Annotated in this window: 23 protein-coding genes and 1 tRNA gene; 9 read left to right on the top strand and 15 right to left on the bottom strand. The window is 52.7% G+C overall.

The window, feature by feature from the left end; translation table 11 throughout:
- Nucleotides 1-23: 23 nt before the first annotated feature.
- On the bottom strand, nt 24-179 hold the full coding sequence (locus tag JK211_RS10390) for a hypothetical protein (protein WP_212708608.1): 156 nt from the start codon (nt 177-179) through the stop codon (nt 24-26).
- 173 nt (nt 180-352) lie between these two features.
- On the opposite strand from JK211_RS10390, the gene JK211_RS10385 reads away from it, so the two are divergent.
- A complete protein-coding gene (locus JK211_RS10385; RefSeq protein WP_212708607.1) occupies nt 353-1,336 on the top strand; it encodes a Gfo/Idh/MocA family protein in 984 nt (327 codons plus the stop codon).
- Nucleotides 1,337-1,366: 30 nt separating this feature from the next.
- On the opposite strand, the gene JK211_RS10380 is transcribed toward JK211_RS10385, so the two are convergent.
- Nucleotides 1,367-2,323 carry a LysR substrate-binding domain-containing protein gene (locus tag JK211_RS10380; RefSeq protein WP_212708606.1) on the bottom strand — a complete coding sequence of 319 codons (957 nt, stop codon included), beginning with the start codon at nt 2,321-2,323 and terminating at the stop codon, nt 1,367-1,369.
- A gap of 303 nt (nt 2,324-2,626) precedes the next feature.
- Between JK211_RS10380 and JK211_RS10375 the strand changes: the two genes are divergently transcribed.
- From JK211_RS10375 to JK211_RS10345, 7 genes are all read left to right on the top strand, one after another.
- A complete protein-coding gene (locus JK211_RS10375; protein ID WP_212708605.1) occupies nt 2,627-4,258 on the top strand; it encodes a TIGR04028 family ABC transporter substrate-binding protein in 1,632 nt (543 codons plus the stop codon).
- A gap of 15 nt (nt 4,259-4,273) precedes the next feature.
- Complete coding sequence (locus tag JK211_RS10370; RefSeq protein WP_212708604.1) at nt 4,274-5,218, top strand: ABC transporter permease; 945 nt, start codon at nt 4,274-4,276, stop codon at nt 5,216-5,218.
- The gene (locus JK211_RS10365; protein WP_212708603.1) at nt 5,215-6,060 is read left to right on the top strand and encodes an ABC transporter permease; all 846 of its coding nucleotides are present in this window, start codon (nt 5,215-5,217) and stop codon (nt 6,058-6,060) included. The genes JK211_RS10370 and JK211_RS10365 overlap by 4 nt, the downstream gene beginning before the upstream one ends.
- An 11-nt stretch (nt 6,061-6,071) precedes the next feature.
- The gene (locus JK211_RS10360; protein ID WP_212708650.1) at nt 6,072-7,682 is read left to right on the top strand and encodes an ABC transporter ATP-binding protein; all 1,611 of its coding nucleotides are present in this window, start codon (nt 6,072-6,074) and stop codon (nt 7,680-7,682) included.
- On the top strand, nt 7,679-8,704 hold the full coding sequence (locus JK211_RS10355) for a putative FMN-dependent luciferase-like monooxygenase (protein ID WP_212708602.1): 1,026 nt from the start codon (nt 7,679-7,681) through the stop codon (nt 8,702-8,704). Before JK211_RS10360 ends, JK211_RS10355 begins: the two co-directional genes overlap by 4 nt.
- Complete coding sequence (locus JK211_RS10350; protein ID WP_212708601.1) at nt 8,701-9,828, top strand: alkylhydroperoxidase domain protein; 1,128 nt, start codon at nt 8,701-8,703, stop codon at nt 9,826-9,828. The genes JK211_RS10355 and JK211_RS10350 overlap by 4 nt, the downstream gene beginning before the upstream one ends.
- A 100-nt stretch (nt 9,829-9,928) precedes the next feature.
- The gene (locus JK211_RS10345; protein ID WP_212708600.1) at nt 9,929-10,486 is read left to right on the top strand and encodes a YceI family protein; all 558 of its coding nucleotides are present in this window, start codon (nt 9,929-9,931) and stop codon (nt 10,484-10,486) included.
- Between the two features lie 86 nt (nt 10,487-10,572).
- On the opposite strand, the gene JK211_RS10340 is transcribed toward JK211_RS10345, so the two are convergent.
- The 12 genes from JK211_RS10340 to JK211_RS10285 form a co-directional block, all read right to left on the bottom strand.
- The gene (locus tag JK211_RS10340; RefSeq protein WP_212708599.1) at nt 10,573-12,177 is read right to left on the bottom strand and encodes a bifunctional aspartate transaminase/aspartate 4-decarboxylase; all 1,605 of its coding nucleotides are present in this window, start codon (nt 12,175-12,177) and stop codon (nt 10,573-10,575) included.
- Nucleotides 12,178-12,235: 58 nt separating this feature from the next.
- Nucleotides 12,236-13,927, bottom strand: a complete 1,692-nt coding sequence (aspT, locus tag JK211_RS10335) for an aspartate-alanine antiporter (RefSeq protein ID WP_212708598.1) — start codon at nt 13,925-13,927, stop codon at nt 12,236-12,238.
- 702 nt (nt 13,928-14,629) lie between these two features.
- Nucleotides 14,630-15,541 (bottom strand): glutathione ABC transporter permease GsiD, encoded by a 912-nt coding sequence (gsiD, locus tag JK211_RS10330; RefSeq protein WP_212708597.1) that lies wholly within the window; start codon nt 15,539-15,541, stop codon nt 14,630-14,632.
- A gap of 9 nt (nt 15,542-15,550) precedes the next feature.
- On the bottom strand, nt 15,551-16,471 hold the full coding sequence (gsiC, locus tag JK211_RS10325) for a glutathione ABC transporter permease GsiC (RefSeq protein ID WP_212708596.1): 921 nt from the start codon (nt 16,469-16,471) through the stop codon (nt 15,551-15,553).
- A 46-nt stretch (nt 16,472-16,517) separates the two neighbouring features.
- Nucleotides 16,518-18,056, bottom strand: a complete 1,539-nt coding sequence (gene gsiB / locus JK211_RS10320; protein WP_212708595.1) for a glutathione ABC transporter substrate-binding protein GsiB — start codon at nt 18,054-18,056, stop codon at nt 16,518-16,520.
- A 72-nt stretch (nt 18,057-18,128) separates the two neighbouring features.
- Nucleotides 18,129-19,988: a dipeptide ABC transporter ATP-binding protein gene (locus JK211_RS10315; protein ID WP_212708594.1), complete on the bottom strand. Its 1,860-nt coding sequence runs from the start codon at nt 19,986-19,988 to the stop codon at nt 18,129-18,131.
- A gap of 9 nt (nt 19,989-19,997) precedes the next feature.
- Nucleotides 19,998-20,960 (bottom strand): isoaspartyl peptidase/L-asparaginase family protein, encoded by a 963-nt coding sequence (locus JK211_RS10310; RefSeq protein ID WP_212708593.1) that lies wholly within the window; start codon nt 20,958-20,960, stop codon nt 19,998-20,000.
- 515 nt (nt 20,961-21,475) lie between these two features.
- Entirely contained in the window at nt 21,476-22,270 is a 795-nt protein-coding gene (locus JK211_RS10305) for a deaminated glutathione amidase (RefSeq protein ID WP_212708592.1), read from the bottom strand.
- Between the two features lie 93 nt (nt 22,271-22,363).
- A complete protein-coding gene (gene deoR / locus JK211_RS10300) occupies nt 22,364-23,155 on the bottom strand; it encodes a DNA-binding transcriptional repressor DeoR (RefSeq protein ID WP_212708591.1) in 792 nt (263 codons plus the stop codon).
- Between the two features lie 179 nt (nt 23,156-23,334).
- The gene (locus JK211_RS10295; RefSeq protein WP_212708590.1) at nt 23,335-23,538 is read right to left on the bottom strand and encodes a phosphate-starvation-inducible PsiE family protein; all 204 of its coding nucleotides are present in this window, start codon (nt 23,536-23,538) and stop codon (nt 23,335-23,337) included.
- A gap of 3 nt (nt 23,539-23,541) precedes the next feature.
- Entirely contained in the window at nt 23,542-23,727 is a 186-nt protein-coding gene (locus tag JK211_RS10290; protein WP_212708589.1) for a hypothetical protein, read from the bottom strand.
- A gap of 86 nt (nt 23,728-23,813) precedes the next feature.
- Nucleotides 23,814-23,963, bottom strand: a complete 150-nt coding sequence (locus JK211_RS10285) for a hypothetical protein (RefSeq protein ID WP_212708588.1) — start codon at nt 23,961-23,963, stop codon at nt 23,814-23,816.
- Nucleotides 23,964-23,968: 5 nt separating this feature from the next.
- On the opposite strand from JK211_RS10285, the gene JK211_RS10280 reads away from it, so the two are divergent.
- Nucleotides 23,969-24,044: transfer RNA gene (locus tag JK211_RS10280), tRNA-Ile, on the top strand.
- 86 nt (nt 24,045-24,130) lie between these two features.
- Here the strand turns inward: JK211_RS10280 and JK211_RS10275 are convergent.
- On the bottom strand, nt 24,131-24,530 hold a 400-nt coding region (locus JK211_RS10275), incomplete at its 5' end, for an integrase core domain-containing protein (protein ID WP_212708587.1).

Below are 24,530 nucleotides of genomic sequence, written 5' to 3'. Positions count from 1 at the left end.
AGAATACCACAGCAGTGGATCGGTTATTCATCAAAACAGAGTTCAGTGGCGCTGCCCTGATCATCATATTCTTCCCGGTCACGGGCCGCGGCCCGTTCCGGGCTCAGCAGATCATCGGACAGGTAACGCTGACCCGACGCCAGGATATCTTCAATTTGCACCGCGTAAGTTGTCGCCATCAGGGAACCTCCAGGTTGCGAAATAATGAATCATCATGTTCAGCATGACAGCAGCAGATGACAGTTCTGTGATCCTTTTAGCTGAAACAGCACCGGTTGTGCCAGCAGCAAACGACTTCGGCAGTAATTAGCATTATGCTGAAGCGATACGCTATTTTTCGGGAGAGCATTCAATGTTACGTTTAGCGGTAATAGGTACTAACTGGATCACCGATAGTTTTGTGACAGCGGCACTGGAAAGCGGCTTGTACCAGCTGACTGCCGTTTATTCCCGTCGTCTGGCGCAGGCTGAATCTTTTGCAGCAAAATATGCAGACACGACTCTGTTTACCGATTTGCAGCAACTGGCCAAAAGTGACCTGTTTGATGCGGTATATATTGCCAGCCCGAATTCGCTGCACTGTGAACAGAGCTGCCTGTTTATGCAACAGGGTAAACATGTCATTTGCGAAAAACCGTTTGCTGCAGATATTCAGCAGGCTGAAAAAATGGTGGCCTGCGCCAGAGAGCATCAGGTGGTGCTGTTTGAAGCCTTTAAAACCGCCTGCCTGCCTAATTTTCGGGTAATTTATGAAACGCTGCCGCGGCTGGGAACGTTACGGAAAGTCCTGTTACAGTACTGCCAGTATTCTTCCCGTTATGGCCGTTATCTGGCCGGGGAAAATCCGAATACTTTTAACCCGGCGTTTGCCAATGGCTCGGTAATGGATATTGGTTTCTATCCGCTGGCCAGTGCGGTGGCCCTATGGGGCAAACCGCAGGGGGTGGTGGCTCAGGCCAGTCTGCTGGAGAGCGGTGTGGATGCCCATGGTTCGGTTATTCTGGAGTATGGCGATTTTGATGTAACTATTCTGCATTCCAAGGTCAGCGACTCTGTGCTGAGTAGTGAGATTCAGGGGGAGCAGGGATCACTGCGGGTGGATAAAATTTCAACCTGTGAAGGACTGACCCTGTATCCGCGCGGCGGTCAGCCGCAGGCTATCGGTGTCGCGCAATATGATAATTCGATGCGAAATGAGGCAGAAGTCTTTGCCGGGCTGGTGGCCGGCCTGCAGGTGGAACATCAGGGATTACAGGTCAGCCTGATCACCTCACAGTTACTGACAGAAATACGTCGCCAGACCGGTGTTCGTTTCCCGTCAGACGGTGAGGCCTGACAGGAAGGGCTGCCGCTCAGGCGGCAGCCGTCAGATTTCAAAGTTGTAGGCGGTTTCACCCGAGGCCGTGCTTTGCAGCGCGCTGGCTTTTAGTTCATCAACTGACAGGTTAGGGTTACACAGCATCATAAACTGCCACAGATAATCCCGTTGCAACTGGCCGCGTTTTACGGCCATCCAGACGGTACTGGCGGCAAACAGATGGCGGACATCGAGTGCGCTGATCCCCTCATCGGCATCAGTCACTGCCGTTTCTGCCACAATACCGATCCCCATGCCCAGTTTTACGTAGGTTTTTACGACATCCGAGTCCTGGGCACTCAGTACAATATCGGTTTTCAGGGAGGCGCTTTCGAAAGCCTGATCGATGGCTGACCGTCCTGTCATACCACTGCGATAGGTAATTAATGGCCAGGCGGCGAGGTGTTCCAGAGTCACATCGGGCTGGCCGGCCAGCGGATGCTGTCGCGGGATCAGTACTTTATGATTCCATTTAAACCACGGGAAGGCCCGCAGTGCCTCACTGTTTGACAGTACTTCGGAAGCAATCCCCAGGTCGGCAGTACCGGCACTGACCATGGCACGGATTTCTTCCGGCGTGCCCTGGTTCAGTACCACGCGAATATTCGGATAGAGTTCACGAAACAGTTTTATTTTATCGGGCAGTGAATAACAGGCCTGGGTATGGGTGGTGGCGATGGTCAGTATCCCGTCTTGCTGACCGGTAAATAATTCGCCTAACCGGCGTGCTTTACCGGCATCGTCAAGAATACGCCGCGCAATGGTCAGCATTTCTTTACCGGGTCCTGTCAGGCCAAGCATACGTTTACCATGACGGATAAACAACTCCACCCCCAGTTCTTCTTCCAGTTCACGGATATGGCGACTAATTCCCGATTGTGAGGTATAGAGCGTTTTGGCCACTTCTGTCAGATTGAACTGGCACCGGGAAGCCTCCCTGATAATTCTTAGTTGCTGGAAGTTCATGATATTCACTTTTTTTAAGAGTTGCCCCGTTAAAATAAAAAAAATTATTTAGCGGGGTAAATAATTAAAACTTCGCATATATTCCTGAACGGTATATACAGCGGATATATCCACATCCTGACAGGCTTACATCTGCAATCCCCTAACAACCGGCGGGCAGAAAGGCACAACGTATGGCCGGAAAAGTATGACTTCCGGATAGTTTTTTTTCACACAAGCTATGCCATTTTTGTTATTTCAATTCTGAAAACAGTGGCTCTTATTATGAATAACGGTCTGAGTACAATAATAAAGAGGCAGTGGATGAAAAGATGGCGCGTCGCAGGATTTAAAAAACAGATACTGGTATCGCTGTTGGTGGCATCCCTGCCTGCCTGGTCAGCAGATAATCCACAGCACGGGGGAACGTTAATTTATCTGGAACAGCAGGCACACACTAACCTGTATCCTCCGGCGGGCGGCTTTTACCCTAATGGCGGTATCCTCAACCAGTTAACCGATAAACTGACCTGGCAGAATCCTAAAACACTGGCCATTGAACCCTGGATTGCCGAAAGCTGGAGCAGTAATCCGCAAAAGACGGAATGGACATTTAAATTACGTCCGGGAGTCACTTTTTCTGATGGTACTCCGCTGGATGCCGCAGCGGTTGCGAAAAATTTTGATACTTATGGTCTGGGAAATAGAGAAAAACATTTTCCGGTCTCAGAAGTGATTAATAATTACGATCATAGCCAGGTTATTGATCCGCTGACCGTAAAATTCTATTTTAAAAAGCCTTCACCAGGGTTTTTACAAGGGACATCGACCATAGGTTCCGGTCTGGTGTCATTATCCACATTAGATAAAAATTTCGATCAGCTGGGTGATGCACGCAATATTATCGGTTCCGGGCCTTTTGTGGTGAAATCAGAAACCCTGGGTCATGAACTGGATCTGGTGGCCCGTCCGGATTATCACTGGGGACCGAGTAATGATCCGCATCAGGGACCGGCTTATCTCGACGGGATTAAATTGATTGTGACGCCGGAAGATGGTGTCCGCATCGGTGCACTGCTGGCCGGACAGGCTGACTTTATCCGTCAGATACAGGCTTATGATGAGAAACGGGTTACAGCACAGCATCTGCCGGTCTATGCCGAAGCCACCCGTGGTGTCAATGACAGCCTGAGTTTCCGTCCGGATAACCCGCGGGTCTCTGATATTCGTGTACGCAAAGCACTTTCCCTGGCAACAAACCGCCAGCAAATTGTGGAAACCCTGTTTTCTGACAACTATCCGGCCGCAACCTCGGTACTGGCATCGACCGCCCCGGGGTATATACCGTTAAAAAACCTGCTGACCAGTGATCCTCAACAGGCGAAGAAATTACTGGATGAAGCCGGCTGGCTGCCCGGCAGCAATGGTATCCGTCAGAAGCAGGGAATACCGTTATCACTGAGTGTTTACGTTTCTCTGCCTCAACCCCAGAACAAGGAAGTCCTGCAGCTGATTGCCCGCCAGTGGCGTGAAATCGGCGTGGTACTGAATGTGCGTCCGGCTGATGCAGGGACAACGGTACTGAATAACCTCGACCCGCTGAAAGTACCGCTGACCGTTTCTGAGGTCGGCCGGGCGGATCCTGATGTGATTAAAAGTATGTTTTATCCGACAAACCGTGATGCACTGCTGCAAAAAGGTGGTCTCAGCGATAAGGTTAAACATTTCCGTGATGACAAACTCGATCAGCTGTTACTGAAGATCTCGCAGGAAACGGATAACGCTCAGCGTCTGAAACTGACCGGCGAGGCTCAGCGTTATCTGCTGGAACAGGCTTATGTAATCCCTGTCTTTGAAGAACCGCAGGTATTTGCCGGGGCTAAATGGCTGAAAGGGATCAGTTTTGAAGCCGTCGGACGTCCGTCATTTTACGATGCCTGGCTGGCTAAGAAATAAGCGGGAGACCGGATAATGGCACGCTATTTACTGCAACGGTTGTTACAGGGCGTTCTGGTGTTATGGGCGGCGTGGACACTGTCTTTTATTCTGCTGCAGCTACTGCCCGGCGACGCGATTATGATCAAATTCCTTGATCCTTCGCTGGGTTTGAGTGCGGAACAGATTGCTCAGATGCGTAAGTTATACGGTGAGGGGGTACCCGGCTGGCAGCAGTATATTTCGGCTTTACTGGCGATACTGCATGGTAATCTGGGCTATTCGGTCCAGCTGGGGGTGCCGGTCAGCCAGGTGCTGGCGACTAACCTGCCACAGACCCTGAAACTGGTGATCCCCGGTTTTCTGCTGGCGCTGGTGGCAGGCCCCGGGCTGGCGATCCTCGCCTGGTTACCGGGGCTGAACTGGCTGCGTAACATACTGCTTTCACTACCGTCATTACTGGTTTCTCTGCCTGTATTCTGGCTGGGGATCGTATTGATCCAGATCTTCTCTTTTCAACTGAACTGGGTCTCAGTGATCAATCCATCGCCGATCGGCGGAATGATCCTGCCGGTGATCACCCTGGCGGTCCCGATTGCCGCGCCGCTGGCACAGATTTTTATGCGCAGTATTGATCAGGTACGTACCCGGCCTTTTGTCGCCGCTGCCCGCGCCCGCGGAGCCAGCCAGCGTCGGGTGCTGTTTCGCCATATTCTGCGGAACGCCAGCCTGCCACTGCTGACGGTGGCCGGTCTGCTGCTCGGTGAGCTGATTGCCGGAGCACTGGTCACTGAAACGGTTTTCGGGCTGAACGGGCTGGGACAGGTGACCTGGCAGGCAGTCAACGCCAGAGACGAAAATGTATTACAAGCCATAGTGATGATATCAGCGCTGTCCTATGTGGTGAGTAATCTGTTGGCAGATCTGCTGACTCCGTTACTCGATCCGCGCCTGAATAGTCTGTCGGGGAGGAAACTATGAGTATGACCAGTCTGTTAAGCGTTTCTGCCCATAGCCCCCGGCGGCGTCCTGATCTCAAACCGGGATTACTGCTGGCCACCACTGTGATTGTACTGGCAATACTGGCTGCCCTGTTTCCCCAGTGGTTTACCCGCTACAACCCCTATGATGGTATTGCCGGTATCCAGCTGACCCCTCCCGACAGTCATCACTGGCTGGGTACCGATCAGCTGGGGCGTGACCTGTTAAGCCGGATTATTTATGGCACCCGCTGGTCATTATCGGCTGCGACTGCGGCGGTTGCTGTCGGGCTGGTGGCGGGCGGCGCTGTCGGCATGCTGGCGGGTTTCAGTCGTTTAAGGATAGACAACCTGGTTATGCGGCTGGTGGATGTACTGCTATCAATACCGGCACTGTTATTGTCGCTGAGCATTATTATCCTGCTGGGAGCCGGAACTCTGCATGCGGCGCTGGCCGTGGGCTGTGCTTCGGTGGCAAATTTTGCCCGTCTGTCGCGCACCGAGGTATTACGTATCCGTCATCAGGATTATATCGAGGCGGCATTTGGCAGCGGCGGGCACTTTTTATCGGTCTTTCTGCGACATGTCCTGCCAAATGCCTTACCCACACTGCTGGCGTTTTCCGCCTTACAGTTTGGTCAGGCTATTCTGGCACTCTCAACCCTGAGTTTTCTGGGATTTGGCAGCCCGCCACCGGTACCGGAATGGGGATTATTGATTGCCGAAGGGCGTAATTATCTGGCAACGGCCTGGTGGCTGGCTGCTTTCCCGGGCGGGGTGGTTATTGTGGTGGTGCTGGCAGCTAACCGCATCAGCCGCTATTTTTCAGGAGAAGTCTCATGACCCTTCAGAGATTGCCGGTGTTACAACTGGAAGAGCTGAGTATTGCTTATCATTCCGCTGACCAGTGGCGGGAGACCGTCCATAGTATCAGCCTGACTCTGAATGCCGGTGAAATGCTGGCAGTGGTGGGTGAATCCGGGTCAGGAAAAACGACCACCGCTCAGGCGGTTATCGGTTTGTTAGCGGAAAATGGCCGCCGCAGCGCAGGCCATATCCGGTTTAATGGCGAAGATATCAGCCAGTGGTCTTCCGCCAGGCTGGACAGTTTGCGGGGATCGCAGATTTCACTGATCCCGCAGGATCCGGCTGACTCCCTTAACCCGTTAAAAACGCTGGGTGAGCAGGTGGGAGAAGTGCTGTTGCTGGGCGGGGATCGCCTGTCACGTCGCCAGCGCCGGCAGCGTGTGACAGAACTGTTCCAACGGGTCGGACTGAGTCATCCGCAACAGCGAATTCTTCAGTATCCGCATCAGCTGTCCGGGGGCATGAAACAACGGGTATTAATTGCTATTGCCATTGCTTTAAAACCGGCATTGATCATTGCCGATGAACCCACCAGCGCACTGGATGTTACGGTACAAAAACATATCATGACGCTGATTGATGAATTGCGACATGACTACGGGACTGCGGTACTGTTCGTTACCCATGATCTGGCCCTGGCCAGTGAACATGCAGACCGGCTGGCGGTATTCCGAGAAGGGCGGTTACTGGAACAGGGCACTACAGCGCAGGTGATCCGTCAGCCACAGCACCCTTATACTGCACAATTACTGGCTGATGTACGACAAAACTATACGACTGTCCCGCTGCCGGTGGCGGAGCCTGACAGCCCTGCGGTAATCCGTATGCAGGCAGTCCGTAAGCGATTTTCTCTTAATCATCGCCAGCAGATGCAGGCGTTGCAGGATATTTCTCTGACAGTACTGCGGGGCACGACCCATGCACTGGTCGGCGAGTCAGGTTCCGGAAAAACCACTCTGGCCCGTATTCTGCTGGGATTTGAACAGGCAGACAGTGGCAGTATCGAAATCAGCGGACAGAGTGTCGCCAGCTTATCCCGCCAGGGCTGGCGGCAGTTACGACAGAAAATCCAGTTCGTGTATCAGAACCCTTTTTCATCTCTTGACCCGCGTCAGACCCTGTTCTCGGTGATTGAAGAGCCGTTACTCAATTTTCATAATCTGACACGACAGCAGCGTCAGCAACAGGTGGAAACCGCTGCGGCTCAGGTAGCCTTAGATCCGTCCCTGTTATCACGGCGGGCGCATCAGTTATCCGGAGGACAGCGGCAGCGGGTGGCGATTGCCCGTGCATTGATCCTCCGGCCGGAAATTCTGGTACTGGATGAGGCAACCTCGGCGCTGGATGTTACGGTGCAGTCGCAGATCCTGACATTACTCAGGGAATTACAGCAAAAGCTGTCACTGACGTATTTATTTATTACCCATGATTTACAGGTGGTACGCCGTATTGCTCATCAGGTCTCCGTATTACGTAACGGTCAGCTGGTAGAACATGGCAGTACCGAACAGCTGTTTTCTGCGCCACAGAACGAATACACCCGGCAGCTGATTACTGCGATACCCTCATTTACGCCAGCGCAGGAGGTGCATATATGACCGCAAAACGGATAGGTTTTTTTACCCGGTTACTGGAAAAAGCGCCGGCCGGAGAACGTTACCGGCTGGCAACAGAACAGATCTGCCATGCGGAGGCATTGGGTTTTGACAGTGCCTGGGTCGCCCAGCACCATTTTCATGAGCATGAAGGCGGGCTGCCGTCGCCGTTATTATTCCTGGCCCATGCCGGTGCCCATACCAGGAAAATCCGTCTCGGGACGGCGATTATCACCCTGCCGATGGAAAATGCGATACGGGTGGCAGAGGATGCCGCGGTACTGGATCTGCTGACCGGCGGGCGCCTGGAACTGGGGCTGGGCTCCGGGGGAACCCCGGGCTCGTTTGAACCTTTCGGACAAACTTTTGATCAGCGGGCGGAGACGTTTGCCGCGAATCTGGCTGTTTTACAGCAGGGGCTGCGAGGGGCACCGTTACAGCAGACCGCGAATTGCCTGTACCCTGCGGCCCCGCAACTGACAGATAAACTCTGGATTGCCACTTTCTCCGCAGAAGGCGCGGAAAGAGCCGGTAAAGCAGGCCTCGGGCTGATGTTATCCCGTACCCAGCCGCGACCGGCGGGTCAGCCGGGACTGGCTCTGGATGAACTGCAAAATCCGCTGATTGATGCCTATCTGGCGGCTCTGCCTGCCGGAACTGAACCGCGGATTCTGGCATCCCGTACCGCGTTTGTCGCCGATGACCGGCAGTATGCCCGTAAGATTGCGTTACCTGGCCTGACGGCGCAGGCCGAAGGTTACCGCCAGTCGGGTCATCAGTTGCGGGGTGAAACCCTTGACGACTATATCGGGCAGTTTGATGCGCATATCGGCGACCCGCCGGATGTACTGGCATCTCTGCTGCGTGACAGTTGCCTGTCACGGGTCACGGATATCTCCTTCCAGGTTCATTCCGTGGAGCCGGAACACGGGGATGTACTGCGTTCGCTGGAATTACTGTCGCGTTATATTACCCCGGTGCTGCGTAATACTGCCCCGGAGTCTTTACCGGAGAGGTCTCTATGAGTGAAAATTATGATGTGGTTCAGTATTTAGCGGGTATCAGCGCCGGCTCTGAACTGGCGAAAAGCCGCGTAATCCGTCAGCAGGCAACCGAACATACACAGGGCAGTTATCAGGCGCTGTTCAGTCGCGGCAGTGATGACTTTCCGCTGGCCCTGCGTACCCTGATTGCGGCACAAGTGGCGGCCTGGCACCAGCTCACAGCATTACAACAACATTATGCGTCCCTGAGCCCGGCGGCGCAGCCTTCTGCCGCGCTGACGGCGGCCCTGAGTTTTGCCCGCCGGCTGACGTTCGAGCCGGTGGCGTGCGGGCCGGATGATATACAGCACTTGCAGCAGGCTGGCTGGCAGACAGACACTATTGTCACCCTGGCACAGCTGATTGCTTTTGTCAGTTTCCAGAGCCGGTTAATCAGCGGTTTCCGGTTACTGGCAGATCACCAGGCCCCTTCTGCCGGTGAGCCTAACCCTCCGGTGTGTGCAGGCCGCTGGCATACTCACCCGCAGACACAACAACAGCAACCAGCCCCGGTCGCGTTTACCCAGAAAACTCTTGGCTGGGAGCCCTGGTTAGCGCCAAAACCACTGACAGAGTTTACTCCGCAACAGCAGGAGATCCTGACAGGTTTTGGCCATCAGAACTCGGCATATTTCCGTTTACTGGGGCGTGATCTGCCGGTACTGGAACAGCGGACATTAACCGATAAAGGCATTTTTTATACGCCCGGCGGATTGCCCCGTGCCGAGCGTGAGCTGGCGGCAGCGGTGACCAGTAAAGTGAATGGCTGTATTTATTGCGCTTCGGTCCATGCCCGTAAGGCCAGCCAGTTGTCTAAGAAACGTGATGAAGTGGCACTGCTGCTACAGGTTCAGCCGGGAGACCCGTTATCCGCCGGACAGTCAGAGCGCTGGCAGGCCGAAATTGAGGCGGTTGCGGCCCTGTCTCTGACGCCTCCGCAACTGACTGCGACACACCTGCGGACCCTGAGTGATCTCTCTCTCCCGGTGCTGGAAATAACGGATCTGATTCAGTCAGCAGCTTTCTTTGCCTGGGCGAATCGTCTGATGCTGACTCTGGGGGAACCTTTTATTCTGCCACAAAACGCTGAGACAGCGGCCCGATAGCGGCCCGGAAACAGGCTGCCGAGGCCGGGAGCCTGTCGCTGTTAAATCCTACGCGAAGCGTTTATCATCGGAGTCTGTTAAGTTATCGGGCGGAAAAGGTATGTCCCCGGCCATAAAATTACTGGTGATGATTGTTGCCTGTCTCCCGTTAGCAGGGGTAGCCGGACAGTATCTGATTAATCCGCAGCTCAGCCATCTCGAATTATACTGGCAAATGATTGGGGTGCGGGAATACCATGCCCGTTTATCGGCTGTTCAGGGAGAGATAAATTTTGATCAACAGCAGGATTCACAAATTCGTCTGCAGGCCAGGCTACCGATTGCTGCACTGGACGCCAATAACTGGCTGCTGACCCGCGCATTAAAAAGTGCTGCTTTTTTTGATCAGGAAAAATACCCTGAAGCAGTGTTCAGCAGCAACCGGATGGTGGCACTGCCTGACGGACGTTACCGGGTATTTGGCAGTCTGCAGATCAAAAATGTCCGTAAGTCACTGATATTATTTGCTCAGCAACGCCGTGTGTCTGCACAGCGTATTCGTTTATCCGCACAAACCACCCTTTCCCGTCGGTCTTTTGCTATGGGGCAATATCCGGTAATTGTCAGTGATCCGATCCGCGTCGATATTGTGTTATATGCTGACAGTACCGGCGGATAATCAGCGGAAACGGGGAGATGAAACAGGCTGTCGTGTCCCGGCCCGCGGCAGGAAACACGACAGAATACCGTGAGTGCACGACAGGATTATCTGGCTGATCGTGAGCTCTGATAGCGCTGATAACTTTCGGCAGCGACTTGTTTCAGGGCTTTACCGATATTCACATAATCGTATTCATTCAGATTCGCCAGGGAAACGCGTCCGCCGGGCATCGGGGTGCCGAAGCCGGATGCCGGTAACATAACCACACCGGTTTCGTCGGCGATCCTGAACAGTAATGCATTAATGTCCACATTCTGCCGGGCCCACTGGCCGAATTCAGTGCCATATAACCGGCTGGCAATATCGACGAAATCAAGCAGGGTATAATATTCAACTTCCCACTTATCTTCCGGAATGGTCAGTTGCAACTGATGGTAGAGCGCATGGTGACGACGGCGGATCAGTTTTTTCAGTGCGGTTTTGTAATGCTCGTTGATATCGATTAATGAGAACAGGGAAAACAATACCATCTGTACCTGTTGCGGGGTGGATAACCCGGCGGTATGGTTCAGGGCCACCACCCGGCTATCGGCGACCAGCCGGTCGATAAATTTTAGTTTGCTGCTGTCGTCAACAATGGAAGAGTAGCGCTTATTCAGCCGCTGATGAATGTCCTGCGGGAACGCGGTGATCTGTTTATCCAGAATATTGTCCTTATGCAGGGCGATAGCCCCCAGCCGCCAGCCGGTCGCACCAAAGTATTTTGACCAGGAATAGACCAGGGCGGTATTTTCAGGACAGTAACTGAATAACGAATTAAATTTATCAGCAAAGGTTCCGTACACATCGTCAGTCAGAATAAATAAGTCAGGGCGTTGTGTCTTCACAATATTTTTAATATAGCTGAGAGCGTGCTCACTCATGCTGACTGACGGCGGATTACTCGGATTAACGATAAAAAATATTTTAATTTTATCATCTTTGAGTTTATCCAGTTCACTGTCCGGATATTGCCATCCCTGCTCAGCACAGGCATTAATAGTCACTATCTCCAGACCATACTCTTCCAGCAGCGGTATTTCGAAATAAGGTGTAAACGTCGGCATCCCGATCGCGACTTTATCCCCCTTACTGATCAGGTGATTCATTTTCAATGAGTTGAAAATGTAGGTCATGGCTGCGGTACCGCCTTCCACCGGAAATATATCGAATTCCTGGCCCTGCAGTTTATCGCTGCTCATTTCATCAGACAGATATTCATGAACGATCTTTTCACTCAGACTGAGCATTCTGGGCGGAACAGGGTAATTACAGCCAAGGATCCCTTCCACCATCTCATGAATAAAGGCATCAGGATCCAGCCCTAACTGGTCACGTACATAGCTGAGGCTTTTGTTCAGTAAATCAATCCCCGGCTGCCCCTGCTGCTGGTGGAGAAACCGCGTAAACCGGTGGCTGATACCTTCAGCCGCGGGGATCCCCCCCAGTTGCTGTTCCAGATAAGATAATGACAATTCCGCTTCAGCGGTGGCAAACAGGCCCAGCTGGAAAAACGCCTGGCGCGGAGTGGTGGCCAGAAAGTTAGGATTGCCGCGGCCGGCATTCAGCATAATACGGTTAGATTTGCCGCTGGCAACACTGATTAATACATCTTTCAGCTCAAACGGACTCAGGTTTGAGTATTTATTTAAATCATTATTCATATTCATGGTTATTCCTGTATTAAATATAATGATATTTTCTCTGTAATAACGGGTTACCCGCTGATTACGAGAGGATCATAATCATCACCATGCCCCAGATAGTGAGCAGGGTATTACCTACGGCATAAGTCACGGTATATCCGAGCGCCGGAATATTACTTTTGGCAGCATCACAAATCATCCCCAGTGCTGCGGTAGTGGTTCGTGCTCCGGCAAGGCAGCCAAACAGTAATGCCGGATGGAAACGAAATATCCAGCGGCCGATATACATGGAAATAATCAGCGGAACCAGAGTGGAAAATATTCCCCACAGAAATAAACTGAGTCCCAGAGTCTGCAGGCCATGAATAAAGCCTCCGGCCGCATTTAAACCGACGACTGCAATAAAGACATTCAGACCGGCTGAATTCATAAACCAGACCGTGGGTTGCGGGATATGTCCGAAAGACGGACGCACCGAACGCAGCCATCCGGCAACCAGCCCGGCAATCAGAGTCCCCCCGGCGGTAGACAGGGTGACCGGAATACCTCCGATATTAATCACGATTGCCCCGATGACCGCACCGATAAAAATAACCAGACCGATAAAAGACACATCTGCCATATTGACCGGTTTATCCGCCACCCCTAAATCCCGTGCCGCCCGTTCAATATCTTTTGTCAGCCCGTGGATAGTTAACACATCTCCGCGGTGCAGGGCAGTCCCCGGTAGTACGGGAATCTCATGGGACAGTAAGCCGCGTTTAATTTTACGGATAAATACCCCGTGGGCTGTCGGACGGGATGCCAGTTCCTGCAGTGTTTTTCCATAGTAATTTTTATTGGTGACCAGTACATCGATACCTTCTTCCGGCAGAGCCAGCAGTACCGGATCTGCGATCTCATCAGCATGCTTAAGGACAGAAATAATACTCTGGTATGATCCGCCGACCGCCAGAATATCATCCTGCAGAATGCGTAAATCAGCGGTAATATTGAGTACTTCGCCATTACGGCGCAGTCCTTCAATAAATAACCGGTTATTATTATTTTCCTGTTCGACCTGTTTAATGGTTTTACCGGCGACCGGAGATTTAGCCGATATTTTATAAGCCCGCAGCACGTAATTATGCCAGGCAGTGCCTTCATCATCGATATTACCGGCACTGCCGCCGCCCAGTTTTGCTTCATAGTCTTTACAGGCAGAAGCCAGATCAATCCCCAGCATTTTCGGACCGATCAGCGCCAGGAAAACCGCTGAACCAATGGTGCCGAAAATATAGGTTACCGCGTAGGCAACCGGCATATCATTTAGCGCACCTTGTGTGCTACTGGCCGGTAACCCGAGCCGGTTAATAGCATCGGTGGCTAAGCCCATTGACGATGAGATGGTCTGCGAACCGGCAAATAACCCGGCGGCAGAGCCTAAGTTAAAGTGCGCAGCCCAGGCAGCAATTGCTGCACAGAGCAGACAAATAACGCATACCACCACCGCAAACAGCGCCTGCGGCAGCCCGTCTTTGGCGATACCCTGAACAAACTGTGGCCCGACACCATAGCCGACCGCAAATAAAAACATCAGGAAAAAGATACTTTTTACTGCCGCGGATATTTCGATACCGACCGAACCAATGATCAATGCAGCGATCAGTGTTGATGTCACTACCCCAAGACTAAACCCGCGATAACTTTTTCCGCCAAACCAGTAGCCTATCCCTAATGCTAAAAAAATAGCGATTTCAGGATAAGTACGTAACACGCCGACTATCCAGTTCATTATTCAGTCTCTGTATGAATGTTGAAGTAAGTGTTAATGTTGGTTATGGATTTATAAAATACTATTTTCTCCGGTGCGTTATGTTGTGAAGAAATGAAATATCAGCCACCCGCAGCTATTTTGTTATTTGATGCTTTATATTTCTTTCGGTTTTTATTATGAATGTCATTGTGTTTTTTTAACATTAATTGCTAGTTAGTCAGATTGTTCAGAAAATCACTGTTTAGTGATCGCTAAGCTGATGAAATTTAATTTCAATTTATTTTTCATTGGTTAATTTTTATTACTGCTTAATTATATTGTTTTAATAATGATTTTACCGGGGGAATCAGCAATGTTTTTGCGTATTTTTTTATTATGCTGTGATCTTTGTTGTATTGTGAGCTTAAGGAAGTTTAATGCATTATCGGTTTTTGGTTATTCAGCCGGCAAGACATAGCTGCCTCCCTGGCGGGGGATTAAGCGTGTGTTTCGTCATGCTGTTGTGACGGATTGTCTGTCTATAAATAATCAGTGACAGATTGATATTATTACTGCGGACGGATAGTGACTGACAATAATTAATTATCCTTCACCCCGGCAGAGAGCCGCTCCCCGGCCGGCATGCCATGGCCGGGGAAAAGCACATAAAGCGGCTACTGAGCAGGCCCGCAGAGAAAAGTAGCACAGCGTCTCGGTACTGCTGCCGCGGCTGAACGGAGGTTACCGGTGAGTACGCAGTTTCGGGTCAAGGGCATCACGTAACCCGTCACCCAGCAGATTAAACGCCAGTACTGTCAGAAATATCGCCAGGCAGGGGAACAGAGCGACATGGGGGGCCATCACCATATCAGCACGGGCTTCATTCAGCATTGCCCCCCATTCCGGGGTGGGGGGCTGTGCGCCGAGACCGATAAATGACAGACTGGCAGCCGAAATAATCGAAACACCGATACGCATGGTGAAATAGACGACTATCGACGACAGGGTACCCGGCAAAATATGCCGTAATATAATATGGTGGTCAGGGGCCCCGATACTGCGGGCCGCTTCGATAAAGGTCTGGCGTTTCAGTACCAGGGTATTGCCACGCACCAGCCGGGCAAAGGCCGGTATGCTGAACACCGCCACCGCCAGAATAACGTTAGACATACCGCTGCCCATAATCGCGACTATAGCTATTGCCAGCAGGATGCCGGGGAAAGCGAATAATACATCGCAGATCCGCATAATGATCCGGTCAGCCCAGCCCTGGTAATACCCGGCGATCAGGCCGAGCAGTGTACCTATTACCGAGCCAATCGCGACCGAGAACACTCCCGCCAGCAATGATATACGGGTACCGGCCAGTACACGGCTAAAGATATCCCGTCCCAGAGCATCGACACCGAACCAGTGCACCAGAGTCGGTCCCTGATCGAGGCGGTCATAATCAAAAAAGTTTTCAGCATCATAGGGGCTGACCCACGGGCCAATTGCCGCGAGGATCAGTAGCAGTAAAATAAACACCGCAGCACCCATGGCTACCGGCTGCTGCTGAAAACGTTGCCGGAACTCCAGCCACGGAGTGCGTGGCTGATGTGCTTCGAGTAACGGCATTGCTTTCAGGGCTGCGTCACGTCGCCAGTTTTTCATTAAGTCCTCTCAGCGGTAACGGATAGCCGGATTAATCGCTGCATACAGCAGGTCAACCAGCAGATTTATCAGAATAAATTCAAACGAAAACAGCAGAACTTCGGCCTGGATCACCGGATAGTCACGCATAGAAACCGAATCAATCAGTAATCGTCCGAGGCCCGGCCAGTTAAATACCACTTCCACAACAATCGATCCCCCCAGCAGAAAACCGAATTGCAGGCCCATCATGGTGACGACCGGGATCATGGCATTACGCAGGCCATGTTTAAAAATAATCGCAAACTCAGATGCGCCTTTGGCGCGAGCGGTGCGCATATAATCTTCATCCATAATTTCGATAAAAGATGAACGGGTAAAACGCGCCATTACCGCCGCCACTGCCGCCCCGAGAGTCAGTGATGGCAGAATATAGTGTTGCCAGCTTCCGGCCCCGACTGTCGGTAGCCAGCCGAGCTGCACCGAGAAGATTTGCATCAGCAGAATACCGAGGGCAAAGGCAGGGAAGGAAATACCGGAGACCGCCAGCAGCATCCCGAGCCGGTCAGGCCAGCGGTTACGCCATACGGCCGATACAACTCCGATAATTAAACCACACAGGCAGGACCAGAACATGCTGGTCAGGGTCAGCAGCAGGGTGGGCATAAAGCGCATGGCAATTTCCTGGCTGACCGGGCGTTTCGAAACCATTGATTGTCCGAAATCACCCTGTATTAACTGCAGCAGGTAATGCCAGAATTGTACCGGCAGGGGTAAATCCAGCCCCAGCTGATGGCGCAGCATGGCGACCACGCTGTCGTCCGCATCGGCGCCTGCCTGTAACCGGGCCGGGTCGCCGGGCAGCATATGAACAAATAAAAAAACCAGTACCGCGACAATCATCAGTGTCGGGATCATACCCAGCAGGCGTTTGATAAAATAATTAAACATTCACTGTCCTGACGGAGGGGCTGGCATTGCTGCCAGCCCTGTTATTTTACTTCAGATCCGCATCGTCAAAATTAAACGAAGTATCCGGCATAATATAAAAACCGGTCAGATTTTTATTGTTGGCGGAGACCAGTTTTTCAACCACCAGTGGGATCCATGGCTGGTCTTTCCAGATAAGATTCTGTGCATCCTGATACAGGGCGGTTTTTTGTGCATCGTCGGTCGTTTTCAGGGCATCGGCCAGGTCTTTATCCACTTGCGGATTACTGTAAAAAGCCGTATTGAAAATCGCCGGTGGCCATGATGCGGTGGCAAACAGAGGTGTCAGTGCCCAGTCTGCTTCACCGGTGGAGGCGGACCAGCCCGTATAGAACATCCTGACTCCGCTCTCTTTCTGGCCTTTATCTTCGACCTGTGCAGCCCGTTGTCCGGCATCCATAGCCAGTACCTGTACTTTAACGCCAACCTGAGCCAGCTGCTGTTGCACAAACTGCAGTACTTTCTGTGCCGTCGTGTAGTTATGTGACGACCAGAGAGTGGTGGAAAAACCGTTCGGATAACCGGCTTCTTTCAGCAACTCGCGGGCTTTTGCCGGGTCATACACCGGTTCAGGGAAGGTCCGGGCGTAAGCGATGGCCGGAGGCACAATCCCGGTGGCGGGGGTGGCATAGCCGGAGAATGCCACTTTTACCAGGGCCTGGCGGTTGATTGCATAATTGAGTGCTTCACGGACTTTCGGGTTACTGAACGGTTTTTGCGTGACGTTCATACTGATATAACGCTGCATAATCGAAGGCCAGGTGACAACATCCAGTTTATTGTCTTTTTTCAGCAACGGTGCCTGTTCGTAAGGGATAGGAAAGGCCAGCGTTGCTTCGCCGGTTTGCAGCATTGCTGCCCTGGTATTGTTATCCACGACCGGACGCCAGGTGATTTCATCCAGTTTCGGGTAACCTTTTTTCCAGTAACCGTCCCATTTTTTAACTTTCATATCGTCAGTCTGGTTCCAGCTGACAAACTGATACGGGCCGGTACCGACCGGGTGGAAACCGATATCCTTGCCGTATTTTTTCAGTGCGGCCGGAGAGATCATCACTGCTGACGGGTGGGCCAGATTATTGATAAACGCTGAGAACGGCTGTTTCAGGGTCACTTTAACGGTTAAAGGATCAACGACATCGGTATGGGCGATATTTTTAAACAGATTGTAGCGTTTCAGGTGGCTGTCGGGGTTACTGGCGCGGTCAAGGTTCACTTTAACCGCCTCTGCCGTAAAGTCAGTACCGTCCTGGAATTTCACTGCCGGGCGCAGTTTAAACGTATAGGTCAGTCCGTCCTTACTGACGGTATAGCTTTCGGCCAGCACATTCTCCAGCTTCATATTTTTATCGAAGCCAAACAATCCCTGATAGAAAGATTTCGCCACACTCTGGGACAGGGTGTCGTTAGCATCGTACGGGTCCATAGTCGTAAAGCCGGACAAGACGGCAACGACAATATCTTTGGCGGCAAAAGCAGGCATGGCGACGGCACTGCTGCCGATAAGGCCGGCGGCAATCAGCCACTGAGCGGTTTTCTGGTTCATCGTCCTGTTCTCCTGTGATGATTATTATGCCTGGCGGGCTGTCGCGCGCAGAGGGCAGTATGTCGTGAAAGGTCAGCGGATCGGATCCGTACAACGTGCAACAAAATGCTGTGCAGCCACCTGCACCAGGGTCACCGGTGGCGGGGCCTCTCCGCGCCGGTAAATGGCATCCGGGATCTCTTCGACGCGGGTACTGCTGATATGGCGCGGCGCATCCGGATCGGCGACCGGCACCGCAGCCATCAGTTTACGGGTATAAGGATGCTGAGGATTTTCGAAAACCTGCTGACGGGTACCTATCTCAACGATCTGCCCGAGATACATGACAGCGACCCGATGACTGATTCGTTCAACCACCGCCATATCATGGGAAATAAACAGGAAAGCGATACCGTATTCCTGTTGTAAATCCATCATCAGGTTAATGATTTTTGCCTGTACAGAGACATCCAGTGCGGACACCGACTCATCAGCAATCACTACTTTCGGGTTTAAGGCCAGTGCGCGGGCAATACAGATCCGCTGTCGCTGTCCGCCGGAAAATTGATGGGGGTAGCGGCTGGCATGGGCTGCCTGCAAACCGACTTTGATCAGTAATTCTCTGGCCCGTTCGGCAGCAGCGGCGCGATCCATCACGTTATGTACCAGCAACGGTTCCATAATGGAAAAACCGACGGTCTGACGCGGATCCAGTGATGCGTAAGGATCCTGAAAAATAAACTGAATATCACGGCGCAGATGCGCCAGTGCCGATCCGCTGATTTGATCGATTCGCTGTCCGTTAAAGGTGATCGATCCGCCCTGGCTGTCGGCCAGTTTCAGCAGTGAACGACCGGTGGTGGATTTACCACAGCCGGATTCACCGACCAGTGCCAGAGTTTCTCCGGCATACAGATCGAAGCTGACGTGTTCTACGGCATGTACCTGACGTTCGACCCGGTTCAGCCAGCCACCACGGATATCAAAACGGGTCACTAAATCCCGGACCTGTAATACGGGCGGAGCATTACGCTGTACGGTATCCGGCTGAAGTACCAGTGCAGAGTTACCTTCGTCGGGCAGTGGAAATTTTGCCGGTAGCGGCTGACCACGCATCGTGCCGAGAGCAGGGACTGCCGCGAGTAATTCGCGGGTATATTGCTGGCGGGGAGCCACAAATAACTGACGCAGCGGGGCGGTTTCCACCTGCCGGCCATGGTGCATCACCGTCACCCGGTCGGCCATTTCGGCCACCACGCCCATATCGTGGGTGATAAAAATCACCCCCATATGCATCTCCTGTTGCAGTTCACGGATCAGATTAAGGATCTGCGCCTGGACGGTAACATCAAGTGCAGTGGTGGGTTCATCGGCAATCAGCAGTGCCGGGCGACAGCTCAGAGCCATGGCGATCATCACCCGCTGACGCATTCCGCCTGAAAGCTGGTGAGGAAAGCGTTGCATCGCATCTGCGGCGGCCGGAATTTTCACCCGTTCCAGTAATTCACAGGCTTGTTTACGGGCCTGTGCGGCGTTGTTTCCCTGATGCAGACGCAGAGATTCGGCGATCTGCTCTCCGACCGGAAATACCGGATTCAGGGAAGTCATGGGTTCCTGGAAGATCATTGCGATATCTGCTCCGCGGATCCTGCGCAGTTGCTGTTGATCGGCGCGGCCAAGATCAAACAGAGATCCGTTGCGCCGCCGCAGCCAGCGCTCACCGGAAACCTGAGCATCGTTCTGCCGGAGCAGACCCATCAGGGCGAGGGAAGTCACGGATTTACCGGAACCGGATTCGCCGACCAGGGCCAGTGTCTCACCACGGTTGACGGACAGTGATAAGCGATCAACGGCCTGAAAATACTGAGGGTTACGTCCGAAGGAAACACTGAGATTTTCTGCCAGCAGTACCCGTTCCGGATCCCGGATCATTGCCCGGGGGAGATCAGTCATGGCCGTTCCTCAGATGTCTGATAGCTGGCGGTAGATAGCAACCTGCGGCGGGTTTTCGCCCTGAGCAGAGGCGCGGTACATTCCTTCGCTGTTAAAAGGCAGTGCGATATGACCACTGGCATCGACAGCGATCAGACCGCCTTCGCCGTCAAGTTGGCCAATGGTCCGCATCAGATGCTCACAGGCACTGTCCAGAGAGCGTCCGGCATACCTGATCTGTGCCGAAATATCGTAACCGGCCTGGGCCAGTATAAAGACCTCGCCGGTGCCGGTGCAGGAGACGGCGACCTGCTGATCGGCATAGCAGCCCGCGCCCGGCAGCGGAGTATCACCGATACGGCCGGCCCGTTTATTGGTCAGCCCCCCGGTAGACGTGGCTGAGGCCAGGTTGCCAGCGGCATCCAGTGCCACAGCACCCACAGTGCCGAATTTACTTTTCGGATCGATAGGATCACCGCCCTGCAGGGCAGCCGCATCATGGTCCAGCAGAATACCGTCACTCTGCAGGGCCTGTTGCAGCTGTGCGAAACGTTCAGCGGTAGAATAAAAATCTTTGCTGACCATCTCCAGACCTTGTGCGGCGGCGAAATCATCCGCTCCCGGACCCGCCAGCAAGACGTGGGGACTGTGTTCCAGCACGGCTTTGGCCGCCAGCACCGGATTACGTACCCTGCTGACCGCCGCAACGGCACCGGCCTGACGGGTGCGGCCATCCATCAGGCAGGCATCCAGTTCATGGGTCCCCTGATGGGTAAAGACTGAACCTTTACCGGCATTAAATAACGGACATTCTTCCAGCAGACGTACCGCTTCAGTGACGGCGTCTGTGGCGCTACCACCGGCGGTTAAAATATCCTGACCTGCGGTAATAATTTCCTGTAGTGCCTGGCGGTATTGCTGTTCTTTTTCAGGGCTCAGGGCACTACGGGTAATAGTCCCGGCCCCGCCGTGGATTGCAATTGCAGTTTTCACGCCTGTCTGTCCTGTATCCAAGGGAAATAATTTATAGTTATTTATGATTTTTATACATTTTGACTATAAAAATTGCAGAACAGCTTGTAAAGCCTGCTTTTGCTGTCGGTTAATACCCTTTTGTTATGGATAGTAAAAAAAAGACCTAACCGTCGGAGACTGGCACTCTGAAAGAAAATAAATCACCGTCAGTTGAACACAGTGGCTGTGATTTACCGTCGCAGAAGAAGGGCAGGTTAACGGTAAAGGATACCGCCATCGTTCAGAATGGGCTGGCCGGAAATGGCCAGCAAATGCGCCCGCACCGCGATATCCTGCGGCATTTATGTGCTGACGCAACGGTACCCCGGCATATTTTGTCGCGGGGAACAGTGACCGGCGGGCAGGGCTGTGTTATCAGCAGAGGTGATTTCGCAGGCGGTATGCCTGCAGAAAAGTGTCCGGTCTGCATTCTCTGCATATAAACCCGCGCGGTGGTGAACGGGTGAAGGCAGTGATAATCTTTCTGAGCGGCCTCAGTTGTCCCTGAGCTGTGGGGTGGCAAAACGGCGATTTTCCAGTACCGGGACGATTTGCCGTGCATAACGGATCCGCTGCGGATCAACGTCAGCAAACAGTAATCCCGCCGCTTCACCGGCACTGGCGATAATGACACCCAGCGGGTCAGCGACCAGACTGTTGCCGGTATTTTTCGGGCCACATTCCCCCACCGCAACCATATAGCAGGTATTTTCCAGCGCACGGGCACAGGTCAGTAACTCCCAGTGCCTTTCTTTTAGCGGGCCACGCAGCCAGGCTGAGGGCAGAACCAGTACATCGGCCCCTTCTGCAGCCAGCCGTCTGGCCAGTTCCGGAAAACGGATGTCATAACAGATCATCAGCCCGACCTGTAACCCTGCCACCGTAATCAGGGGAGGAACCTGATGACCCGCATCGACCCGGGCTGACTCCTGTACTGCAAAGGCATCATACAGATGCAGTTTCTGATAACGGGCGATAATCTCACCCTGACGGATGGCAAACAGCGTGTTCACTGCCCGCTGATCGGCGGCAGGAATATGCTGGGTAAAAATGGTGGTCACAGATAACCCGCGGCTGGCCGCCAGCAGCGTACTGAGAAAAGGCCCCTCTTCCGGCTGGGCGGCATCAATCACATAACCTGGCTGGATATTGTCTCTGGCCAGAATGGCTTCCGGAAGCACCAGCAGATCGGCTCCGCCATCAGCTGCCTGTTGCATCATTTGCTGACAAGTAGCGGCATTTTCCTGCCATTCGCGGCTGACGGCAAACTGCCCGAGTGCAACTTTCATCACAGTATCCTCTGATAAGGGTGTCCGGGCCATCATAGATAACTCGCGGCGGGGACGCTATTACTGCTGTATAATATTCATCCCTGCGGCAGGTTATCGGTTGTTATCCGTGTCTGAACAGGGTGTTATAACCCGTACCGTAGCGGCAGTCAGTTGCTGTGCCAGGCCCGATGGCAGTGGCTGATCGGTGATTAGGGTATCAAAGGCGGTAATATCGGCGATCCGTGCCGGTAATACTTTGCCGAATTTACTGCTGTCCAGCACCAGTACTTTATGTCCTGCCCGCTGCAGCGCGCGATGTTTCATCGGTAATTCATTAAGGTTGTAACAGGTGACCCCCTGCCGCTCATCCAGACCCGCCGCCGAAATAAAAGCCAGCGCCGGGCATACCTCTTCCAGCTGCGGGTGTGCACCGACTGGCGTAAAAATCGCATTATCAGGATGAAATTCACCTCCGCTGAGGATCACCCGGCAGGCCGTTTTTTCCTGTAATGCCAGGAAAGTATTCATCGATGCCGTCAGTGCGGTAAAGGGCAGGCTATTATCAATGGCGGCAATAATACGTGGCGTTGTGGTTCCGCAGTCAAAAAATACTGTGTCCTGCGGACTGATCAGAGCAGCCGCCAGCCGGGCGAGCTGTTTTTTTTGCGCAGTATGCTGGGTTTGCTGATCAGAAATAAAGTAGTGAGCCGTTTGCTGGCGGGTGGTACTGACAATATAGCCACCCAGCAATAACAATTGCTGCGGGTAATGGCTAAGGTCACGCCGGATGGTCATTCCCGACACTCCCAGTAATGCGGCGGCCCGGCTCAGGTGGATCCGTTGTTCCCGCTTAATTTCCTGCAACAGGAGCTGTATACGTTGTTCGCGTCTGGTTTCCGTCATTCTGTCATTCCCTCACCGGTAATCTGTTGTTCTGGCGGCTGTACTGACAACAGAAGATAACGCTGAAGATTATGCGCATGTCCGGGCAGGAAGCACAAACGATACGGGCAGAAGAAAACATTTCTGCGGGGAGGGCCGGTCAATAACCGCCTGCCGGAGACCTGGCAGGCGGCGGGAGATCAGGTTTCTTCGTCTTCGTGTTTACGGTAGGGGAATTTAATATGGCCGTAGCGGACAATTAACACCGCGACACCCAGCAATACGATAGCCAGTGCATACCAGACAATTTCCTGAGGTTTAATATCGCTGGGCTCGGTCATCAGATGACGGGCGATACCGACCATCGCGATATACAGCGGCATACGTACCGGTAACTGACCCATTTTTCAGTAGGTTTCGGTCATTGAGATAAATTCGAGATACATAAACAGCAACAGGATATCGCTGACTGTGATGTGCCGGTTGATCACCATGGTCACCACATGGCTGAGTCCGGCAAAAATGGTTGAAAGCAGAATGATCACCAATCCGCCTTTTTCGATGACGGAATGGATACTGCGCGGGAACTTCATCGTTGTCTCCGAAATAAGTAATCGCCTGCGGGCGTAATTATCACTACAGGTGACTGATTTTAAAAAATACCGTCCGCAGAGGGAAATTAATTACTGCTACCGGGTATTGCAGCCAGTCCGGACAGGGCCTGCTGCTGTCCTGCATACCCTCTGCCGGTAAATAATTGCTGTAAAAAACAGCAACTAAACCAGAGGTGCTGGATAAGCAGCCACAGATACCTTATAATCCACGCCACTTAAAGGCCCCTTAGCTCAGTGGTCAGAGCAGGCGACTCATAATCGCTTGGTCGCTGGTTCAAACCCAGCAGGGGCCACCAGATAAAACAAAGACTCAGATAATAAATTATCTGAGTCTTTTTTTTGCTCGCTAACCAGTGCAGTAATAGCCGGGCAATCCCCGTGTTTAACGGAGGCGGTAAGTGTCAAGGTAGTTGTCACCCCCGGTTAATTTAAGCCGCCTGTTTTCCCGTTCCGGGTTCAACGTTACCGGACCTTCCGGCTGCCAGTTTCTTGTTTTACCTGACCACCGTTCAGGATGAGCTTGTCTCGCGCTCCGGTACAGTTCATCACGCTGTTTAAGAAGCACATGATCTGCTCCGCGATGTCGCTCTGACGGCGTCACATAGCGTATTCCGCTGTGACGGTGCGTTTCGTTATACCACCGGGTAAATTTTTCCACCCACTGACGGGCATCCGACAGCGTTCTGAACCCCGATGACGGCCACTCATACTTCAGCGTCCGGAACAGTGACTCTGCATACGCATTATCGTTACTGACCCGCGGACGGCTGTGAGACGGCGTG

This window comes from Tatumella sp. JGM130, from assembly GCF_018257525.1.
Lineage (GTDB): Bacteria > Pseudomonadota > Gammaproteobacteria > Enterobacterales > Enterobacteriaceae > Tatumella > Tatumella punctata.
Note: the sequence above shows the minus strand (reverse complement) of the source record. Positions and strands in the feature narration are given on the sequence as shown.

Excerpts from the sequence above, each read along its gene's own strand:
- JK211_RS10380 (WP_212708606.1), bottom strand. The coding sequence starts at position 2,323 with ATGAACTTCCAGCAACTAAGAATTATCAGGGAGGCTTCCCGGTGCCAG.
- gsiC (WP_212708596.1), bottom strand. The coding sequence starts at position 16,471 with ATGTTTAATTATTTTATCAAACGCCTGCTGGGTATGATCCCGACACTG.
- JK211_RS10390 (WP_212708608.1), bottom strand. The coding sequence starts at position 179 with ATGGCGACAACTTACGCGGTGCAAATTGAAGATATCCTGGCGTCGGGT.
- gsiB (WP_212708595.1), bottom strand. The coding sequence starts at position 18,056 with ATGAACCAGAAAACCGCTCAGTGGCTGATTGCCGCCGGCCTTATCGGC.
- gsiD (WP_212708597.1), bottom strand. The coding sequence starts at position 15,541 with ATGAAAAACTGGCGACGTGACGCAGCCCTGAAAGCAATGCCGTTACTC.
- deoR (WP_212708591.1), bottom strand. The coding sequence starts at position 23,155 with ATGACGGAAACCAGACGCGAACAACGTATACAGCTCCTGTTGCAGGAA.
- JK211_RS10345 (WP_212708600.1), top strand. The coding sequence starts at position 9,929 with ATGTCCCCGGCCATAAAATTACTGGTGATGATTGTTGCCTGTCTCCCG.
- JK211_RS10315 (WP_212708594.1), bottom strand. The coding sequence starts at position 19,988 with ATGACTGATCTCCCCCGGGCAATGATCCGGGATCCGGAACGGGTACTG.
- JK211_RS10375 (WP_212708605.1), top strand. The coding sequence starts at position 2,627 with ATGAAAAGATGGCGCGTCGCAGGATTTAAAAAACAGATACTGGTATCG.
- JK211_RS10370 (WP_212708604.1), top strand. The coding sequence starts at position 4,274 with ATGGCACGCTATTTACTGCAACGGTTGTTACAGGGCGTTCTGGTGTTA.
- JK211_RS10365 (WP_212708603.1), top strand. The coding sequence starts at position 5,215 with ATGAGTATGACCAGTCTGTTAAGCGTTTCTGCCCATAGCCCCCGGCGG.
- JK211_RS10295 (WP_212708590.1), bottom strand. The coding sequence starts at position 23,538 with ATGGGTCAGTTACCGGTACGTATGCCGCTGTATATCGCGATGGTCGGT.
- JK211_RS10385 (WP_212708607.1), top strand. The coding sequence starts at position 353 with ATGTTACGTTTAGCGGTAATAGGTACTAACTGGATCACCGATAGTTTT.
- JK211_RS10340 (WP_212708599.1), bottom strand. The coding sequence starts at position 12,177 with ATGAATATGAATAATGATTTAAATAAATACTCAAACCTGAGTCCGTTT.
- JK211_RS10290 (WP_212708589.1), bottom strand. The coding sequence starts at position 23,727 with ATGAAGTTCCCGCGCAGTATCCATTCCGTCATCGAAAAAGGCGGATTG.
- JK211_RS10305 (WP_212708592.1), bottom strand. The coding sequence starts at position 22,270 with ATGAAAGTTGCACTCGGGCAGTTTGCCGTCAGCCGCGAATGGCAGGAA.
- aspT (WP_212708598.1), bottom strand. The coding sequence starts at position 13,927 with ATGAACTGGATAGTCGGCGTGTTACGTACTTATCCTGAAATCGCTATT.
- JK211_RS10350 (WP_212708601.1), top strand. The coding sequence starts at position 8,701 with ATGAGTGAAAATTATGATGTGGTTCAGTATTTAGCGGGTATCAGCGCC.
- JK211_RS10355 (WP_212708602.1), top strand. The coding sequence starts at position 7,679 with ATGACCGCAAAACGGATAGGTTTTTTTACCCGGTTACTGGAAAAAGCG.